This window comes from Carbonatibacter coralli (assembly GCF_039592655.1).
Lineage (GTDB): Bacteria > Pseudomonadota > Alphaproteobacteria > Kiloniellales > Kiloniellaceae > Carbonatibacter > Carbonatibacter coralli.
On record NZ_JBBUTJ010000003.1, the window covers coordinates 335,781 to 354,149 of the forward strand.

Here is an 18,369-nt window from a genome sequence, read left to right on the forward strand (position 1 = left end):
CATATGAATATATAAGAAAAATGGTTCAATCACCGTAAGGGGATCATAATGAAAAGCCTGCTGAAGCTTGCTGCCGTTTCCATGGTGGCACTGGGTACAAGCCTTGCACATGCAGCCGATATCAAGCCTGCCGTTGTCTTTGACATGGGCGGAAAATTCGACAAGTCCTTTAACGAAGGCGTCTACAACGGCGTTGAACGTTTCAAGGAAGAAACAGGTATTTCATACCGCGAGTTCGAAGTCACCAACCCATCCCAGCGTGAACAGGCTCTTCGTAAAATGGCACAGCGTGGTGCCGACCCGATCATCGGTGTAGGCTTTGCCCAGGAGCAGGCCCTTACAAAGGTCGCCAAGGAATTCCCCGACCTGCGCTTCACAATCATTGATGCTGTCGTTGATCTGCCAAACGTCCAGTCCATCGTCTTCAAGGAGCACGAAGGGTCCTTCCTCGTCGGTGTGCTTGCTGCAATGGCTGCTGAAGATGGCGCTGTCGGCTTCGTCGGTGGCATGGACATTCCCCTCATCCGCCGTTTTGCCTGCGGATATGCACAGGGTGCCAAACACGCAAATGCCAATGCCGAGGTGATCCAGAACATGACAGGCACAACCCCTGCGGCCTGGAACGATCCGGGCAAGGGCAGCGAGCTGGCCAAATCCCAGTTTGACCGTGGTGCCGAAGTTGTCTTCGCCGCAGCCGGCGGAACCGGTCTGGGCGTCTATCAGGCTGCCAAGGATGCCGGAAAGCTGGCAATCGGTGTTGATTCCAACCAGAACCACCTGCAACCGGGCACAATGCTGACCTCCATGACCAAGGAACTGGATGTTGCAGCCTACAACTCCTTCAAGGAAGCCCTGTCCGGCACATGGAAGCCGGGTCTGGTCGAGCTGGGACTCGCGGAAAACGGCGTGGCCTGGGCACTGGACGAGAACAACCAGGGCCTGATCACCGAAGCCATGAAACAGGAAGTTGACGCTGCGCGCGCGGCAATCGTTTCCGGTGACATTCAGGTGCATGACTACATGTCTGACAACAGCTGTCCTGTTCAGTAACAGACCCGAACAGATGATGCAGGCTGCGTGATTGTCGCGCAGCCTGCTTTTTGTTTCCGGATATAAAATTTCATGCGAAGGTATTCCCTTCGTTTTTCTTTTTTCATTCTTACAGTGATCACAGCCTATGTCTGCTCCGACACAGCATACTCAAGACCAGGCGACTGCTCTCGCCATTGAACTGACCAATATCAACAAGGCCTTTGGACCTGTTCAGGCAAATCGGGATGTCAATCTTGCCGTCCGCAAGGGAACAATCCACGGTATCGTCGGTGAAAATGGTGCCGGCAAGTCAACACTGATGTCCATTCTCTACGGTTTTTACGAAGCAGACAGCGGTAAAATCCAGCTGGGTGGCAAGCCTCTGAAAATCCAGAACTCCCGTCAGGCCATTGAATCCGGTATCGGAATGGTACACCAGCACTTCATGCTGGTTGACCGTTTCACTGTTCTTGAGAACATCATGCTCGGTGCCGAAAGCGGTGCCCGTCTGAACGAAAGCCGGGACAGGGCCCGTCAGGAACTCCAGCGCCTCGCTGATGAATTCGGTCTGAATGTGGACCCCGACATCGTCACAAGCGAGCTGTCCGTCGGATTGCAGCAACGCGTCGAAATCCTCAAGGCCCTCTACCGCGGTGCAGAGATCCTTATTCTGGATGAACCAACCGGCGTTCTGACACCACAGGAAGCAGATCAGCTCTTTAAAATTTTGGCCACCCTGAGAAACCGGGGAGTCAGTGTGATTCTGATCACGCACAAGCTTCAGGAAATCATGGCGATCACGGACTATGTTTCTGTCATGCGCCAGGGCACCATGGTTGCTGAGCGCCGCACCTCTGACACCAGCAAGGAAGAGCTGGCAGAGTTGATGGTCGGGCGCAAGGTCCTACTGAAAACCGAAAAGGACGAACGCCAAGCAGGAGATGCTCTGATGCAGGCCCGTAACATCAATTATTTTGATGACAAGGGTGTTCAGCGCCTCAAGGACATCAATCTTGATCTTCGCTCCGGTGAGATCGTCGGTATTGCCGGCGTTTCGGGCAACGGTCAGACAGAACTGATGGAAATCCTGAGTGGCATGGTTCCCTTGCAGGAAGGCGCGCTGACCCTCCCGGATGGAACAAAAGTTGACAGCTCCACCGTTCCCGATGCAAAGGATTTCAGAAACAAAAGCATCGGCCACGTCCCTGAAGACCGGTTGAAGTCCGGCATGGTCAAGGCGTTCAAGGCACAGGAAGCGGCCATTATGGGCTTCCATGATGACAAGGCCTACAACGGCACGATCCTGATGGACAACAAGAAGGTCGAAGCTCATTGTCTGGAGCTGATGGAAGCCTACGATGTGCGCCCTGCCGATCCGTCCCTGAAATCCGCGAACTTTTCCGGTGGCAACCAGCAAAAGCTGGTCCTTGCCCGCGAAATGGAGCGCCGCCCCTCTGTTCTGCTGGTCGGACAGCCAACCCGCGGGGTCGACATCGGTGCAATCGAGTTTATTCACAAGAACCTGATCCGCATGCGCGATGAAGGCCACGCCATCCTGCTGGTTTCTGTCGAGCTGGAAGAAATCATGTCCCTGAGTGACAGGATTCTGGTCATGTTTGACGGACAGATTGTCGGGGAGATCGAGGGACGCAATGCCACAACCCAGAAACTGGGGCTGATGATGGGCAATGCCAAAGTCAGCGAGACCCCTGAAGAACAAGCTAAAGATCTGCAGGAGGCTTAGGAAATGAGTTCTGCACAAAGCAAACCTGCCCTGCCCGTATGGATTGATGTTGCCGTTATCCCGGCCATCAACATCGTTCTCGCCCTGCTGGCTTCGGCCCTTGTCATCCTCGCAATCGGGGAAGATCCGGTTCAGGCAGTCGAGATCATGATCCAGGGTGCCTTCGGTTATGACGAGGCCCTGGGGTATACACTCTACTACACCACCAACTTCATCTTTACCGGACTGGCTGTCGCTGTCGCCTTTCACGCCAGCCTTTTCAATATCGGCGGTGAGGGACAGGCCTACATCGGCGGGCTGGGTGTGGGCCTTCTGGTTCTGGCTCTGGATCAGTGGCTGAACTTCTGGGCCCTGATCCCGCTTGCCATTGTTGCGGCAGCCCTCTTCGGTGCAGGCTGGGCCTATATCCCTGCACGTCTGCAAGCCTATCGCGGCAGCCACATTGTCATCACTACCATCATGTTCAACTTCATCGCCTTTGTCCTGATGAACTTCCTGCTGGTTGAACTGCTGATCGCACCGGGTTCCATGTCACCGGAAACACGCAGCTTCGAGGAAGCCGCACGCGTTCCCTACATGCACTACGTTCTGGGATGGTTTGGCATTGAAGCGGCCTATTCCCCGCTGAATCTCTCCATCGTTCTGGCGCTTTTTGCCTGTATTTTTGTCTGGGTTCTGATCTGGCATACCCGCTGGGGTTATGCCATCCGCATGCTGGGTTTCAATGAAAGCGCAACGATCTACAGCGGCATTGACCCGAAGAAAACAATCATCATGACCATGGCCATTTCCGGTGGTCTCGCCGGTTTTGTCGGCATCAATGAAGTCATGGGCGTTCACAACCGCATCCTGCTGGAGTTCACCGCCGGTGCAGGCTTTACCGGCATTGCCGTTGCCCTGATGGGACGCGCTCATCCTGTCGGGATTGTCATGGCCAGCCTGCTGTTCGGTGCCCTCTATCAGGGTGGTGCGGAACTGGCCTTTGAGGTTCCGACTGTCACGCGCGATCTGGTTGTCGCCATTCAGGGGCTTGTCATCCTGTTCAGTGGCGCCCTCACCTACATGACCAAGCCGTGGATTGAAAGGCTGTTCGCAGCACTCACACGCCCCGGGAACACAACAGCACAGGCAGCGGAGTAAGAACCATGGATGATACACTGCTCCTCGTTTTCTCGACGCTCGACTCAACCCTGCGTGTTGCAACGCCCCTGGTGCTATGCGCCATGGCCGGGATCTTCTCGGAACGCTCCGGGATCATTGACATTGGCCTGGAAGGCAAGATGCTTGCCGGGGCCTTTGCAGCTGCAACAGTCGCGGCACTGACAGGTTCTGCATTCGTCGGGCTCTTTGCAGCAATCGGCATTTCCGTCATGATGGCACTGATCCACGGCTTTGCCTGTATCACGCACCGTGGCAACCAGGTTGTCAGCGGTCTGGCGATCAACATTCTTGCATCCGGCCTGACTGTCACACTGGGCATTGCCTGGTTCAGACAGGGCGGACAAACGCCAAATCTCTCCGGTGATGCCCGTTTTGCCCCCATTGATTTCATCGGTTCCGAGCTTCTGGGACAGATCCCGGTTCTCGGTCAGTTCTACGCGGAAGTCGTCAGTGGGCATTCCCTGCTGGTTTACATCGCCTATGCCATGGTCCCCCTGACCTGGTGGGTGCTGTACCGCACGCGGTTCGGTCTGCGTCTGCGCGCTGTCGGGGAAAACCCCCAGGCCGTTGACACTGCCGGTATCTCTGTCTCCTTCCTGCGCTATCGCGCGGTGATCTGCGCAGGCATTCTCTGCGGCATCGCCGGGGCCTATCTTTCAACGGCCCAGAACGCCCAGTTCGTTCGCGAGATGACAGCCGGTCAGGGCTACATTGCCCTCGCTGCCATGATCTTCGGGAAATGGCGCCCCAAAACCGCATTGCTGGCCTGTCTGCTTTTCGGTTTTCTGGATGCCCTTGCGGTTCGCCTGCAGGGCGTCATCATTCCGGGACTTGACGTCCAGCTTCCGGTTCAGCTTGTTCAGGCCCTGCCTTATGTCCTGACCGTCGTTCTGCTGGCAGGCTTCATCGGCAAGGCCGTTGCGCCAAAGGCAATTGGCGTCCCCTATGTGAAGGAGCGCTGAAGATGAACAGCAACAAACCGGAAACAGCTGAACTGCTGAAACGTGCAAGGCAGGCCATGGAAAAGGCCTATGCCCCCTACTCCAACTTTCAGGTTGGCGCCGTGATCGTCTCCGAAAACGGAACGGTCTATGAGGGCTGCAATGTGGAAAACGCGGCCTACCCGCAAGGGTGTTGTGCGGAAGCCTCTGCCATTTCTGCCATGATTATGGGCGGAGATCGCCAGATCAGCGAGATCTATGTCATGGGACACGGCGATGCCCTTGTCACCCCCTGTGGAGGCTGTCGCCAGCGCATTCGGGAGTTTGCCGCGCCGGATGTCAGAATTCATGTCTGTGGTCCGGACAGCATCAGAAAGAGTTATGATCTGGAAACCCTGCTTCCTGACTCTTTCGGCCCGGACAATCTGGACAAATAAGCGTCCACACAGACGCTTCTTACAAAGCTGTCACGGAACAAAAACACCTGTGACACAGTACCCCGTTAAAATGGCGGATCAGAACCCGCATAGTGATCAGACAGCAAGACAACGACAGATCAGAGAATTCAATGTCATTGAAAAACACACAAGAAATCAAGGAAACAGCACTCGCAGCTGCTGATATCATCCGTGAACGGGCCCCGGGCTTTACAGCCACCAAGGCCATTGTTCTGGGTTCGGGGCTTGGCCCGCTGGTTGAAGCCCTCAGGGATGCCGTTGCCATCTCCTACAGCGATCTGCCCGGTTTCCCGCGCCCCTCTGTCGAGGGACACGCAGGAACACTGCATCTCGGAACACTCGGCGGTCAGGCTGTCTTCATGATGCAGGGCCGCAGTCACTACTACGAAAGCGGCCGTCCCGATGGCATGAAAACCGCCCTGCTGGCCCTCAGGGAACTGGGTGTCAAAACCCTGTTTCTGACAAATGCTGCCGGCAGCCTCCTGGAAGAGACAGGCCCCGGTGAGCTGATCCTGATCAAGGACCATATCAACTACAGCGGCCTGAATCCCCTGATTGGTGAAAGCGGCTCCGAACGCTTCATCGACATGACAACTGCCTATGACGAGACGATCCGTTCCGGCCTGAAACGCTCGGCCTTTGAACTGGATATTCCCCTGACAGAAGGGGTCTATATGTGGTTCTCCGGCCCGAGTTTCGAAACACCGGCCGAAATCAACATGGCGCGCGTTCTCGGTGCAGATGCCGTGGGGATGTCGACAGTTCCGGAAGTCATCTACGGACGCTTCCTCGGAATGAAAATTGCCGGCGTATCAATCGTCACCAACTATGCAGCGGGTATGAATGACGAACCGCTGTCTCACGAACAAACCATGGATAACGCAGATCGCGCCGCGCAGAACTTCCAGCGCATCCTTATCCAGTATCTGGAGAGCCTGTCATGAGCGAAAAAGACAAAAACACTCTCACCCGTCTGGCCATTTCCTGCCTGGATCTCACCAGCCTGAACGGGGATGAAACACAAAACGACATCATCGCCCTTTGCAATCGCGCCAAACAGCCGCAAGCCACTGCTGCCGTCTGCGTCTATGCCCCTCATGTCCCGCTGGCTGTAAAGGAACTGGCCGGAACGGGCATTCAGATTGCCGCCGTTGCCAACTTCCCCGGTGGTGACGAAGGTCTCGACGCCGCCAGGGAGCAAACAAAGGCCCTGCTGGACAGCGGTGCGAATGAAGTCGACCTCGTCATTCCCTACCGCGACTGGCAAAACGGCCAGCACGGACTGGTCACCGACATGGTCGAGGCCTGCAGCGAGCTTTGCAGTGGGCGCGGCTTGCTGAAAGTCATTCTGGAAAGCGGTGCCTTCTCCGATCAGGAAGATCTTTACACCCTTTCACGGGCTGTCATCGGCGCAGGCGCAGACATCATCAAAACCTCCACAGGCAAGACCGAAGTCTCTGCCACTCCCCAGGCCGCAATGACCATGCTGCACGCCATTCGTGACAGCGGAGCCCGCTGTGGCTTCAAGGCCTCCGGCGGCATCCGCACAACGGAACAGGCCCATCGCTTCATGGGCTTTGCCGAGCAGGTGATGGGTCCTGAGTGGATCAGCCCGAAAACATTCCGTTTCGGCGCAAGCGGCCTGCTGACGGACCTTCTGGCTTCCCTTGGTCACTCTTCCGGTTCCGACAGCGGCACCTCCTCAAGCTACTAATCACAGGATACGAAGGCGTCCCCATGCTTCTCCCACAGGAAATCATCCGCAAAAAACGCGAGGGCGAAAATCTCACTGCCGAGGAAATTGCCTTCTTTGTCAAAGGCATCAAGGACGAATCTGTTACCGAAGGTCAGGTTGCAGCCCTGGCCATGGCTGTTTTCTTTCAGGGCATGTCCATGGATGAGCGCAGGGAACTGACACGCAACATGACCTATTCCGGTGATGTTCTCAGCTGGAAGTTCCTTTCCGATCGCGGTCCTGTTCTCGACAAGCACTCCTCAGGCGGTGTCGGAGACAAGGTCAGCATGATGCTTGCACCGATTGTTGCAGCCTGTGGCGGTTTTGTTCCCATGATTTCAGGCCGCGGACTGGGTCACACGGGCGGCACACTGGACAAGCTCAATTCCATACCGGGTTACAACACCAATCCGGATATCGAGACCTTCCAGAAAGTCACTTCGGATGTCGGCTGCGCCATCATTGGTCAAACCGCGGATCTGGCACCGGCAGACAAACGCTTCTATGGTATTCGCGATGTCACCGCGACTGTTGAGTCCGTGCCCCTGATCACAGCCTCTATCCTGTCCAAGAAAATGGCAGCCGGGCTTGATGGTCTGGCCATGGATATCAAATGCGGTAACGGCGCTTTCTGTCACAGCTTTGAAATGGCCAATGAACTGGCCGAAAGCATTGTGACAGTCGCAAACGGCTCCGACCTGCCAACCACGGCACTGATCACGGATATGAACCAGGTTCTCGGGCCAACAGCCGGGAATGCTGTCGAAATTCTCGAATCAGCGCTCTATCTGCGGGGCGATTACCGCGAGGCCCGACTGCACGAGGTCACCGTTGATCTCTGTGCAGAGATGCTGTTGCTCTCGGGCCTGAGCGATGATCTGTCCTCTGCCCGTAACAGGGTCAATGAAGTTCTTGATAGCGGCAAGGCCTGCGAAGTCTTTGACAGGATGGTCGTCGCGCTTGGTGGTCCGGTTGATTTTTGCGCCAATGCAGAGAAACATCTGAGCCTGGCCTCTATTCGCAGGGAAATCCGCCCGCCTGAAAATGGCTTCATCGGTGGCATGCAGACCCGTGACATTGGTGTCGCGGTTGTCGCCATGAAGGGCGGACGGATCCGTGCGGCTGATCCTGTCGACCATGCTGTCGGTTTCGTTGACATTCAGCCTGTTGGTTCACAGGTCGGTCCCGATCACCCCCCGGCAGCGGTCGTTCTTGCACACAGTGAAGAGCAGGCAAAGGCCGCAGAGGAAGCCTATCTGGCAGCCCTGAACGTCACCGACCAAAAACCGGAAACGACAGCGGCGATCCTCAAACGCATTGCAGCCAACGGCTGACGCAACAGGGAAAGAACAGAATGGCCAGAGCCTTTATTCTTCTGATGGACTCCTTTGGAATTGGCAACGCTCCCGATGCCAGAGCCTTCGGCGATGAAGGCTCTGACACTCTGGGACATATTGCGAAAGCCTGTGCCGAAGGAAAGGCAGATGACCGTTCGACAGGGAACGGTGCTCTCCAAATCCCGAACATGCAACGCCTCGGCCTTGCCCATGCAGCTCAAATTGCAACAGGCCGGGTTCCGGCCGGCCTGAGCACAGCGCACAACGTCGAGGGCCTTTTTGGCTCTGCTGCCGAGACGAGCAACGGCAAGGACACACCAAGCGGTCACTGGGAAATAGCAGGTGTGCCCGTCCAGTTTGACTGGGGATATTTCCCCCACGAAGTTCCCTGCTTCCCCAATGAGCTGATCGAAGCTCTGGTGGAAAAGGCCAACCTGCCCGGCGTGCTGGGGAATTGTCATGCCTCGGGCACAGAAATCATTGCCCGCCTTGGCGAGGAACACCTCAGCAGCGGCAAGCCAATTGTTTACACCTCGGCAGACTCCGTGCTCCAGATTGCCGCTCACGAAGAAAGCTTTGGCCTTGATCACCTTCTGGAGCTTTGCCTGATTGCCCGCGATCTGGTTGACTCTCTCAATATCGGCCGTGTGATTGCCCGCCCCTTTACGGGAGAGTCCGCAACAGATTTCCAGCGTACCGGAAACCGCCGGGACTATTCGGTCCTGCCCCCTGCACCAACCCTGCTGGATCATGCGAAAACCGCAGAACGGGAGGTTATCGCAATCGGCAAGGTTGCCGATATCTATGCTCATCAGGGCGTAACACAGGTGGTCAAGGCCAGCGGCCATGACCAGTTGATGGACGAGACCCTGAAGGCTATCAGATCAGCACCGGACGGCTCCCTGACCTTTACGAACTTTGTCGACTTTGATGCCCTTTACGGTCACCGCCGCGATATTCCCGGCTATGCTGCAGCGCTGGAACAGTTTGATGGCCGCCTGCCGGAGGTCGAGGCTCTCCTGCAGCCCGATGACATTGTGGTCATTACAGCAGATCACGGCTGTGATCCAAGCTGGAGTGGAACAGATCACACCCGTGAACAGGTTCCCGTCCTGATCTTCGGCCCCGGTGTCAGTCAGAAGGGTTCCATCGGACAGCGCCCGACCTTTGCCGATATCGGGCAGTCTGTCGCAGACTATCTGGATCTTCAGCCACTCTCGCATGGCACAAGTGTTTTTGAAAAGGCAGTACAGTCACAATGAGCGATCTGAAATCCCTGCCCAAAGTGGAACTCCACAACCATCTGGAAGGCACGCTGACACCGGAACTGACCAGACGACTTGCTTCCCGGAACGGCTACACTCTTTCGGATGATCTCTTCACTCCGGAAGACAGTTTTCGCTGGAGCAATTTTCTCGAGTTCCTGAAGGCCTATGATCTTGCATCCGCAGCCATTCGAACGCCCGAAGACTATCGCGATGTCACCTATGACTACCTCAAACGCTGTGCAGCCGAGGGGGTCATCTACGTCGAGACCATGTCTTCTCCCGACCATGCGGCTGCCTCGGGAATGGGGTACCAGGATCATCTGGAGGGCATTGTTGCCGGTATCGAAGAGGCCGAGAAGGACTTTGGCATTACCGGACGCATCATCATCACCTGTGTCCGTCACCTCGGACCGGAAAAGGCACTGAATGTAGCCAGAATGGCAACAGCCTCAAGCCATCCCATGGTCGTTGGTTTCGGTATGGGCGGCGACGAGAATGCGCACAGTCCGGCCGATTTTGCACCAGCCTACAATCTCGCAGCGGAAGCAGGTCTGAAATGCAATGTCCACGCTGGCGAGGTGGCAGGCCCCCAGAGTGTGTGGAACGCCATCAATGACCTGCCGGTTCAACGCATTGGTCACGGCGTGCACTCCATCGAGGACCCCGCACTGATGGATGCCCTGAAAGAACGGGGCATTGCCCTTGAAGTCTGCCCGGGCAGCAACATTGCACTGTCCGTCTATCCGGATTTCAAAGCTCATCCCCTTCGCAGGCTCTATGACCATGGTATCCGTCTGTCACTGAATTCGGACGATCCTCCGTTTTTTCATACAACAGCCGGTCAGGAATACGAAACAGCAGCCCGCGACTTCGGTTTTTCAAGACAGGAGCTGCTTCAGGTCACCCGCATGGCCCTGGAAGATTCCTTCGCGGATGAAACAACCAAACAGGCTCTGCTGGCAAAAGCATGTCCCTGAGCACAGTTTGCAGGCAGAACAGAAAAAGTGAATTAAACAATTGGCAAAGCTGTATTTTTACTATTCCACAATGAACGCAGGCAAATCGACAGTCCTGCTTCAATCCAGTTACAATTACCGCGAAAGGGGTATGCAGCCCCTGCTCTTCACAGCAGCCGTGGACAACCGCTACGACGTGGGCAAAATTACTTCCCGCATCGGCCTGAACGAAGAGGCTCTGATTTACCAGACCACAGACAATCTCTATGCCATGGTTGATCAGGTCCGTCAGAACAGGGCTGTTGACTGTGTTTTTATCGATGAAGCCCAGTTCATGACCCACGAGCAGGTTTTCCAGGCCAGTGAAATCGTGGATGAAATGAATATTCCGGTTCTGGCCTATGGACTGCGGACAGACTTTCAGGGCAATCTCTTTCCGGGGAGTGAGAAGCTTCTGGCCTGGGCTGACAACCTGCAGGAACTGAAAACCATTTGCCATTGCGGGAAAAAAGCAAATATGGTTATTCGCCTGGATCAGGATGGAGAACCTGTTCGCGACGGAGCACAGGTTGAAATCGGAGGAAACGACAGATACCTTTCTCTTTGCCGGAAGCATTTCAAGGATGCCGTTTACCACGGTAAGACGAGTGAAGAGTACAAACAACAACCCTTGTTCAAGGATCGTTAACTCCTTTCTCCTATTCTAACTCTCGGTAAAATAAGAATTGCTCTTTGTTTATACAAAAAACGATTCATGTTATGGTGTGGTGAAAAACCGGAGAGAATAATGCTCGACAAGGACGCTGAATTTGCTGGGTACGGAGCAGGGGCAAACAAAAGAACAAACCTGATCAAATCGATCCTCCCCTATTTTTGCCTTGGCCTGGCAATGATAGGCCTCTTTGTTTTCCTGATTCTCAGAATTGAGGAATTCGCCATCCGCCAACAGGAATCGTCTTTTAACGATCAACAGTTACTGGACACAAACCTCTCGGCAAAAGGCTTTCAGGAAAGTCTCAACACCACCCTTCTGACCTCTGAACAGACCCTGCAAAGCGCGATCGAACCCTTGCTGACCCGGCAAATCGATGAAGCAGAATCCCTCCGGCTTATCAAACAGAACCTCTCTTTGAATTCCTTTGTCATTCAGAACATCTTCCTTGACCAGAATGGTGAGACCATTTTTAACGTCAGCAAGGAAGGTCACGACACGGAAGAAGAGAAAAAGCAGATTCAAAAATGGGTGGATGAAAACTGGAATGCCCTGCAGCAAAACAGCATCAACCGGATCGTTACACCTATTCATGCCACACCGGAGGAGCAGTTCTTTGCCCTGCTCTTTCCTGTTCGCACTCCAAAAATCAACAGCTTTGCCGGTGCCTTCGTTGCGCTGGTTGATGTCGGCCTGCTCTCCGAGCGCTTCGTCCGTGATCTGAGGTCCGGTCAATATGGCGCGGGTTACATGCTCAATGAGGACGGCATGGTGATTTACGATCACGAGATGGAAATCATCGGCCAGAATGTTTTTGGCGGCATGCACGAAAACTTTCCCGAAGTTCTGCGTATCGACAGACGTCTGGTCAGCGAGGACAGCGGTCAGGACGAATACACCTTTACAGTGGACCGCGATACCGGACAGCAATCCAGAAAGCTGATCGCCTGGAACAGTGCCAAACTGGATGGCCGCACCTTTGTGATTGCCCTTTCCGCACCGGACAAGGAAATTTCAGCCGCCTTTTCCAACCTCAGAGAACAGATCATTCTTGTTGTCACAGGTCTCTCTGCGCTCTTGATTGTCGTCATGTTCTATCTCTTCCGTCAGCAGAAGGAACAGTTTGCCAAAACGGAATCCGCCCTCCACAGCGATCTGCAGGCAAAGAAGAAATCCCTGAGCGAAATCGAACGGAGCTACAAGGACATCTTCAACAACGCTGCAATCGGTATTTACCGGGCCAATACAGACGGGCAACTGCTCAAGGCCAATCCCTATCTCTGCCGTCTTCTGGGATACGAAAACGAGGATCAGGTCCTTGCCAACCCGGATGCCACTGCCATGAGCAACTGGTATTGTGACAGCAATCGTCTCGCATTTATCCACGAGAACATGCAAAACAGCAAAATGGTTGAAAACCTTGTTTCGGAAGTCCGGGTGCGCCATGCAGAAAAGAACATCTGGATCAGTGAAAACATCAACCCGGTGCACGGCGACAACGGTGAACTGCTCTATTACGAGGGAACCGTTCAGAACGTCACATCACAGCGCTCCACCCAGGAGGCCCTGCTCAAGAGCGAATCACACCTGCGGGCCCATATGCGCTCCATGCCTGATCTGGAAATGGTGATCTCCAACGACGGTGTCATGATTGACGTCTATGGTGATGAAGGCCTGCTCTACATGAACAGGGAGCACGTTGTCGGGAAGCCCCTGACAGCCTTTGCATCAAGAGAAAAAACCGAGTTCTGGCAGAAGGTTATCAAAGACACTCTGGAAAAGGGCGAAACCCAGTCTTTCGAATACAATCTGAAACTTCACAACACCGAATTCTGGTTTGAGGGACGGGCTTCCCTTATTCGCGCCGAAAAAACTGAAGAACAGCAGGTCATAATACTTGCACGAGACATTACAAGACGCTATCTGGATCAGAAAGCACTCAAGAATGCTTTGGAAAAGGCTGACACAGCCAATGAGAACATCAATAAAACACTCGCAAAATCCCTGCCGGATATCGAAAAAGCCTCCAAGCTCATCCAACAGTCAGGCGCTGATGGTTCTGAAGACACTTCAGAAGCACTTCAACTGATCAACGATACAGTAAAGGCTTTGAGAGGCCTTAAGGACTCTTCTGGCACCTGACAGGAACGGGCCTTTTGCGCCCTTGTCCTGCTGAAGCAAAGAAGGTGTATGCGTTGTCCCGGACGCCTGTTTCAGATCATCTCAAGGCAGTTGTCTCCTGCCTGCCTCATCCTGTCCGCAGGGCAGCGGGGCTTGTGCTGTGCCTGATATCGATCTGGCTGCCTTTCCCGCTCAAGGCACAGGATGCCGTTGAAACGCTCGAAAAACTCACCTACATGACCGAAAGCTACCCTCCCTATCAGTACGAGGAGGATGGCGAACTTACAGGTCTCTATATCGAACTGCTGGACCTTGCCTTCAAGGAAATCGGCCTGAGCAAAAGCGCACAGGATCTTGTGCGCATTGTGCCGTGGGCAAGAGCCTACAAACGCACTCTCAACCTGCCAAATTCGGCCCTGGTTGGCATCGTCCGTTCCCCCATGAGAGAAGAGCTGTTCCAGTGGGTGGGTCCCTTCTCCGAAACAAGCGAACGCTTTGTCATCGTTCATCGTCTCCACGAGGATGTCGAAGCCACCTCCCATCCCCGTGGCAGCTTCAGAATTGCAACAGTTCGCGGAGATATCACACTCGAATATCTCGAAAGAGCCGGTATCGGTGAAGACGAAACGCTTCTGACCCCGGACCCGGACAGTATTATCGATCTGATCCGCAAGGACCGGGTTCACTACTGGGCCTATGGTCAGGATGTTATCGAGTTCAAACTCAATGAAGCGGACCTGCTGGACGAGTTTGAAATCACTGCCGTTCTCGGCGATGCTGCCATTTACATCGCCGCCAACCATGCAACGGACAAGGCCGCCCTGAAACTACTGCAACAGGCCATGGACAAGGTCCGCAAATCCCCTGAAGCAAAAGTCCTTCACGAAAAATACGGCATCACAAACACTCAGCCGGTTCGACGTCTGAAACACGCCAAAACACGCTGATAAACCAAACACACTGATACGCTAGAAGCGACCTGCAGAAAAGGCCTTCAGATCAAAGTCGGCATGCTGCTCTGAAACCAGTCCGGCAACAAGCTGTGCCGTCCCGGCTGACTGGGTCAGGCCCAGATGCCCGTGTCCAAAGGCATAGACAACGCGCCGGGACTGTGGAGAGTAGTCGATCACAGGCAGGGAGTCAGGGATGGACGGTCTGAACCCCATCCACTGTTCGCCATCATCCGTCTTCAGCTCAGGCAGGAAGCTTCTGGCCTTGTCCAGCAGGATTTTGGCACGCCGGTAATCAGGGGCTCTTTCCAGTCCGCCAAGCTCGACCGCACCACCAACCCTGATCTTCCCGTCAATTTCCGAAATGACGAAGCCATGGCCGCTGAAGGTCAGATGTGTGCGCAGATCAAGAGAGCCCTCCGGCAAGGTCGTGTTGTATCCCCGTTCTGTTTCAAGCGGTATCCTGTCCCCAAGCGTTGCAGCCAGCCGGTGTGACCAGGCTCCGGCTGAAACAACAACCTTCGCGGCATCATAAGCACCGGAAGAGGTCAGCACTTCAACATCCTGTCCCCTGTCCCTGAGCGACAGGGCTTCGGCCTGGACGATTTGCCCGCCCTGTTCCACAAAGGCCTCTTTAAGAAACCGGAGCCAGCTTGCCGGATCGCAGCAATTCACCCAGTCAGGTGTAAATCCGCCATGCGTAAAGCGCCTGTCCAGACCGGGCTGGATTTCTGCAATGGCTTCCGGGCTTTCCAGCAAATCATAGCGAACACCAAGTTCCCTGCGAATGTCCCAGAAAGGTATGGAAGCCCTGAACTCGGCCTCCCCCTCATAGAGCTGCATCTGTCCCTTTTTGACCAGAAAGTGCTCTCCCGATACTTTTTTCATAAGGGCAAAGAGAGCTTCCCTGGAAAAGCCCATCAGGGCTGTTTGCGCCCGGACAGAGGCCTCATAACGGTCCGTCCAGCTGGCCCGCCAGAATTTCAGCAGCCAGGGCGCAATGGAGGGCAGATAGGATGGAGGAACAGAAAGCGGTCCAAGCGGATCAAGCAGCCATTTCGGAGCCTTGCGCATGATACCCGGTGTGGCCAGCGGAATCACCTCGCTGAAGGCAAAAGCCCCGGCATTGCGCGATGAGGCCGCCAGAGAGGCATCATCCCTGCCCAGCAGGGTAACGGCATAACCATGCTCCTGAAGGGCAAGGGCAGAGGTCGTTCCAATGATCCCTGCCCCGATAACAATTACAGGTGTCTTTGACATGGGTGCGTTCTCTCAACTTCAGACAACAGGAAAGGAAGGTCAGGCTGTAATGCCCCTGGCATAGGGATCGGCATCATGAAAAAGGAGACTGGCTTCTGCCGTTACAAAGGCACGCCCTGTCACCGTCGGGATCACACCACCCCTCTCACCGGGCTGGTAGCTCAGACGATAGCAGCTGTCGATAACACTTTCCTGAACCCATTCCACCCCGGCATCAAGCTTGCCATCCTCGGCAAGACACGCCATCTTGGCGGAGCAGCCTGTTCCACAGGGGGAACGGTCATAGGCCCCACCGGGACAAAGCACAAAGTTGCGCGCATCCGCATCCTCCGAATGTGCAGACGACAACAGTTCCACATGGTCGATCCATGCGCCGTCCCTTCCTGTAATGCCGGCCTTTTCCAGCGCTTTGCGAACAGAAAGTGAAAAGGCTGTCAGGCGGGTCAACTCTGAAAGCTTCAGTGCGCAGGGGCGATCGTCAGTGAGAAAGAACCAGTTTCCTCCCCAGGCCACATCACCCGTAACAACGCCATACCCCTCAACGTCTACCTGAACATCCCTGTGCAGGCGATAGCTCTCGACATTGACGACAGAAACAGAGTTGTCTGCATGAAGAGTAATCTCCACCACACCCACGGGCGTTTCAATCCGGTGCTGGCCTTCCTTGATCCGCCCCATAAAACCGAGTGTGACAGCAAGGCCAATCGTTGCATGTCCACACATCCCCAGATTTCCGACAGGATTGAAATAGACAACCCCTGCAACACAGTCCGGGCGGGAAGGTTCAACCAGCAAGGCGCCAACCATGGCGTCGTGTCCCCGGGGCTCCAGCAGCACCGACTGGCAAAACGCGCTGTGTTCCTGCTCAAGTCGCAAAGCGCGTTCGGCAACGGTCCCTTCTCCCAGATCCGGACCACCCTCGACGATAACACGGGTTGGTTCACCTTCAGTGTGACTGTCAATTACACGGATCATGTCCTGTACCCTTTCCGGTAAATCAGAGGTTGTCGAGAGACTGCTTCAAAGCGGACCAGAGTTCTTCAACCGGTTCACAGCCCACCGAAAGACGAACGAAAGCCGGATCAACGGCATCTCCCCAGCGTGCCCTGCGTTCAGCAGAGGAATGAAGACCACCAAAGGAAGTCGCCGGGCGCAACAGGGAACAGCCATTGATAAAGGCTTCGGCCTTCCCTTCACTTTCAAGCGTCAGGGACAAAAGAAAACCGAAGCGATCCATCTGCCGGGCAGAAAGGGCATGCGCCGGATCATCCGGCAAACCCGGGTAGCGAACAGAACGCACGGCCGGATGATCCTGCAGGCGTTCTGCAACAACCCCGGCCGTCGTACACATGCGTTCAAACCGGACCTCGAAACTCTCCAGCCCCCTGTGCAAAAGCCAGCATTCATGGGCAGAGGGAATGGAACCGGAGAAGGTTCGCCATTCACGGGCTGCTTCCATGATGCTCTCATCCCGACAGGCCATGTGCCCCATCAGAAGATCGGAATGCCCACCCGGTGATTTCGTGTCTGACGCCACAACAATATCAACACCCAGATCAAGGGGGCGCTGCCCCAGTGGCGTCATGGTCGTATTGTCGGCAATGGTTATTCCACCAGAGCTCCTGACAGCCGAAGACACCTCTTTGAGATCGATCACATCCAGACCCGGGTTCGATGGTGTTTCCAGGAAGACAACAGCAAAGCCTTCGAAACCACCATCTGCAAAAGTCGCTGTGGGGCGCTGCTCGACACTCACACCAAGCTGAGCCAGAAAGCGTTCCGACAGCCTTCGGGTGACATAATAGCCATCAGAGGGAACAAGCAGGCGATCACCTGCTTTCAGCGTTGCAAAAAGCGCCGCAGCGATTGCCGCCATTCCGGAGGGGAAGGCCAGACAGGGTGCCTGTTCCATATGCGCCAGCACGTGCTCCAGATGATCCCAGGTCGGGTTTGTGACACGCCCGTAGCCCGGGCTTTCATCCGGTTGTCCAGGCAGGTGGTACATGGAACTCTGCACCAGAGGCAAGGCAACCGGCTCTCCCCTGGAAAGGCTCTGCCCTCTTAAATGCAGCAATTCTCCGGCTTTAAAGCGTGTGTTTTCAGTCATCTCGAAATCATGTCTACAAAGAGTCTACAAAATCTGATGCGAGTGTGTGACAGACTGGAACGCAAAGCAAGTCCGATGTGGCCCTGCTTTCAAAAAGATTTGGAAACGGGAAAAGACAGACAACAAAAAACCCGCAAGGGCCGGGCCACAAGCGAGTGAACAGATCATCATGCCAACTGGTAAGAGAGAGTGGCGACCCCTACGGGATTCGAACCCGTGTTGCCGCCGTGAAAGGGCGGTGTCCTAGGCCTCTAGACGAAGGGGTCACTGTGGTGCAAAGCACTCTCTTGTCACGGCTCGAAAAACCGGATCAGACTGGCGACCCCTACGGGATTCGAACCCGTGTTGCCGCCGTGAAAGGGCGGTGTCCTAGGCCTCTAGACGAAGGGGTCAAGGGCAAGTCTGATCACTCTTGTTCAGAGCTGTGTCGAGCTGAGCTGGCGACCCCTACGGGATTCGAACCCGTGTTGCCGCCGTGAAAGGGCGGTGTCCTAGGCCTCTAGACGAAGGGGTCAGCGGCTCAACGAGGGTGTGTTTACCCCGCATCCCTGTTCCTTTGCAAGGACTTTTGTGCGTCTTTGTGACTT

16 protein-coding genes and 3 tRNA genes are annotated in these 18,369 nt (G+C 55.1%); 13 read left to right on the forward strand and 6 right to left on the reverse strand.

The window, feature by feature from the left end; all coding sequences use genetic code 11:
• Positions 1-48: 48 nt before the first annotated feature.
• The 13 genes from AAAH10_RS09980 to AAAH10_RS10040 all read left to right on the forward strand — a co-directional run bounded on the left by AAAH10_RS09980 (position 49) and on the right by AAAH10_RS10040 (position 14,412).
• On the forward strand, positions 49-1,050 hold the full coding sequence (locus AAAH10_RS09980; RefSeq protein WP_343563061.1) for a BMP family lipoprotein: 1,002 nt from the start codon (positions 49-51) through the stop codon (positions 1,048-1,050).
• Positions 1,051-1,177: 127 nt separating this feature from the next.
• Positions 1,178-2,776, forward strand: coding sequence for an ABC transporter ATP-binding protein (locus AAAH10_RS09985; RefSeq protein WP_343563063.1), 1,599 nt, complete (start codon positions 1,178-1,180; stop codon positions 2,774-2,776).
• A gap of 3 nt (positions 2,777-2,779) precedes the next feature.
• Positions 2,780-3,916 carry an ABC transporter permease gene (locus AAAH10_RS09990; protein ID WP_343563065.1) on the forward strand — a complete coding sequence of 379 codons (1,137 nt, stop codon included), beginning with the start codon at positions 2,780-2,782 and terminating at the stop codon, positions 3,914-3,916.
• Between the two features lie 5 nt (positions 3,917-3,921).
• Entirely contained in the window at positions 3,922-4,899 is a 978-nt protein-coding gene (locus AAAH10_RS09995; RefSeq protein ID WP_343563067.1) for an ABC transporter permease, read from the forward strand.
• A 2-nt stretch (positions 4,900-4,901) separates the two neighbouring features.
• Positions 4,902-5,315, forward strand: a complete 414-nt coding sequence (gene cdd, locus AAAH10_RS10000; RefSeq protein ID WP_343563069.1) for a cytidine deaminase — start codon at positions 4,902-4,904, stop codon at positions 5,313-5,315.
• 137 nt (positions 5,316-5,452) lie between these two features.
• Positions 5,453-6,280 (forward strand): purine-nucleoside phosphorylase, encoded by an 828-nt coding sequence (locus AAAH10_RS10005; RefSeq protein WP_343563071.1) that lies wholly within the window; start codon positions 5,453-5,455, stop codon positions 6,278-6,280.
• The gene (deoC, locus tag AAAH10_RS10010; protein WP_343563073.1) at positions 6,277-7,050 is read left to right on the forward strand and encodes a deoxyribose-phosphate aldolase; all 774 of its coding nucleotides are present in this window, start codon (positions 6,277-6,279) and stop codon (positions 7,048-7,050) included. The genes AAAH10_RS10005 and deoC overlap by 4 nt, the downstream gene beginning before the upstream one ends.
• Positions 7,051-7,073: 23 nt before the next feature.
• Complete coding sequence (deoA, locus tag AAAH10_RS10015; RefSeq protein ID WP_343563075.1) at positions 7,074-8,405, forward strand: thymidine phosphorylase; 1,332 nt, start codon at positions 7,074-7,076, stop codon at positions 8,403-8,405.
• 20 nt (positions 8,406-8,425) lie between these two features.
• Positions 8,426-9,670 (forward strand): phosphopentomutase, encoded by a 1,245-nt coding sequence (locus AAAH10_RS10020; protein ID WP_343563077.1) that lies wholly within the window; start codon positions 8,426-8,428, stop codon positions 9,668-9,670.
• Complete coding sequence (locus AAAH10_RS10025) at positions 9,667-10,653, forward strand: adenosine deaminase (protein ID WP_343563079.1); 987 nt, start codon at positions 9,667-9,669, stop codon at positions 10,651-10,653. Before AAAH10_RS10020 ends, AAAH10_RS10025 begins: the two co-directional genes overlap by 4 nt.
• 40 nt (positions 10,654-10,693) lie before the next feature.
• Positions 10,694-11,320 (forward strand): thymidine kinase, encoded by a 627-nt coding sequence (locus AAAH10_RS10030; RefSeq protein WP_343563081.1) that lies wholly within the window; start codon positions 10,694-10,696, stop codon positions 11,318-11,320.
• A 99-nt stretch (positions 11,321-11,419) separates the two neighbouring features.
• Positions 11,420-13,486 carry a PAS domain S-box protein gene (locus tag AAAH10_RS10035; RefSeq protein WP_343563083.1) on the forward strand — a complete coding sequence of 689 codons (2,067 nt, stop codon included), beginning with the start codon at positions 11,420-11,422 and terminating at the stop codon, positions 13,484-13,486.
• Positions 13,487-13,539: 53 nt separating this feature from the next.
• Positions 13,540-14,412: a substrate-binding periplasmic protein gene (locus AAAH10_RS10040; protein ID WP_343563084.1), complete on the forward strand. Its 873-nt coding sequence runs from the start codon at positions 13,540-13,542 to the stop codon at positions 14,410-14,412.
• A 21-nt stretch (positions 14,413-14,433) separates the two neighbouring features.
• On the opposite strand, the gene AAAH10_RS10045 is transcribed toward AAAH10_RS10040, so the two are convergent.
• From AAAH10_RS10045 to AAAH10_RS10070, 6 genes are all read right to left on the reverse strand, one after another.
• The gene (locus AAAH10_RS10045) at positions 14,434-15,675 is read right to left on the reverse strand and encodes an NAD(P)/FAD-dependent oxidoreductase (RefSeq protein ID WP_343563086.1); all 1,242 of its coding nucleotides are present in this window, start codon (positions 15,673-15,675) and stop codon (positions 14,434-14,436) included.
• A gap of 39 nt (positions 15,676-15,714) precedes the next feature.
• Entirely contained in the window at positions 15,715-16,650 is a 936-nt protein-coding gene (locus AAAH10_RS10050) for a 4-hydroxyproline epimerase (RefSeq protein ID WP_343563088.1), read from the reverse strand.
• Positions 16,651-16,672: 22 nt separating this feature from the next.
• Positions 16,673-17,782, reverse strand: coding sequence for a cystathionine gamma-lyase (locus tag AAAH10_RS10055; protein ID WP_343563090.1), 1,110 nt, complete (start codon positions 17,780-17,782; stop codon positions 16,673-16,675).
• Between the two features lie 190 nt (positions 17,783-17,972).
• Positions 17,973-18,048, reverse strand: a tRNA-Glu gene (locus tag AAAH10_RS10060).
• Between the two features lie 50 nt (positions 18,049-18,098).
• Positions 18,099-18,174 (reverse strand) — tRNA-Glu (locus AAAH10_RS10065).
• Between the two features lie 46 nt (positions 18,175-18,220).
• Positions 18,221-18,296 (reverse strand) — tRNA-Glu (locus AAAH10_RS10070).
• Between the last annotated feature and the right edge of the window lie 73 nt (positions 18,297-18,369).

Excerpts from the sequence above, each read along its gene's own strand:
- AAAH10_RS09980 (WP_343563061.1), top strand. The coding sequence starts at position 49 with ATGAAAAGCCTGCTGAAGCTTGCTGCCGTTTCCATGGTGGCACTGGGT.
- AAAH10_RS09985 (WP_343563063.1), top strand. The coding sequence starts at position 1,178 with ATGTCTGCTCCGACACAGCATACTCAAGACCAGGCGACTGCTCTCGCC.
- AAAH10_RS09990 (WP_343563065.1), top strand. The coding sequence starts at position 2,780 with ATGAGTTCTGCACAAAGCAAACCTGCCCTGCCCGTATGGATTGATGTT.
- AAAH10_RS09995 (WP_343563067.1), top strand. The coding sequence starts at position 3,922 with ATGGATGATACACTGCTCCTCGTTTTCTCGACGCTCGACTCAACCCTG.
- cdd (WP_343563069.1), top strand. The coding sequence starts at position 4,902 with ATGAACAGCAACAAACCGGAAACAGCTGAACTGCTGAAACGTGCAAGG.
- deoC (WP_343563073.1), top strand. The coding sequence starts at position 6,277 with ATGAGCGAAAAAGACAAAAACACTCTCACCCGTCTGGCCATTTCCTGC.
- deoA (WP_343563075.1), top strand. The coding sequence starts at position 7,074 with ATGCTTCTCCCACAGGAAATCATCCGCAAAAAACGCGAGGGCGAAAAT.
- AAAH10_RS10020 (WP_343563077.1), top strand. The coding sequence starts at position 8,426 with ATGGCCAGAGCCTTTATTCTTCTGATGGACTCCTTTGGAATTGGCAAC.
- AAAH10_RS10025 (WP_343563079.1), top strand. The coding sequence starts at position 9,667 with ATGAGCGATCTGAAATCCCTGCCCAAAGTGGAACTCCACAACCATCTG.
- AAAH10_RS10035 (WP_343563083.1), top strand. The coding sequence starts at position 11,420 with ATGCTCGACAAGGACGCTGAATTTGCTGGGTACGGAGCAGGGGCAAAC.
- AAAH10_RS10045 (WP_343563086.1), bottom strand. The coding sequence starts at position 15,675 with ATGTCAAAGACACCTGTAATTGTTATCGGGGCAGGGATCATTGGAACG.
- AAAH10_RS10050 (WP_343563088.1), bottom strand. The coding sequence starts at position 16,650 with ATGATCCGTGTAATTGACAGTCACACTGAAGGTGAACCAACCCGTGTT.
- AAAH10_RS10055 (WP_343563090.1), bottom strand. The coding sequence starts at position 17,782 with ATGACTGAAAACACACGCTTTAAAGCCGGAGAATTGCTGCATTTAAGA.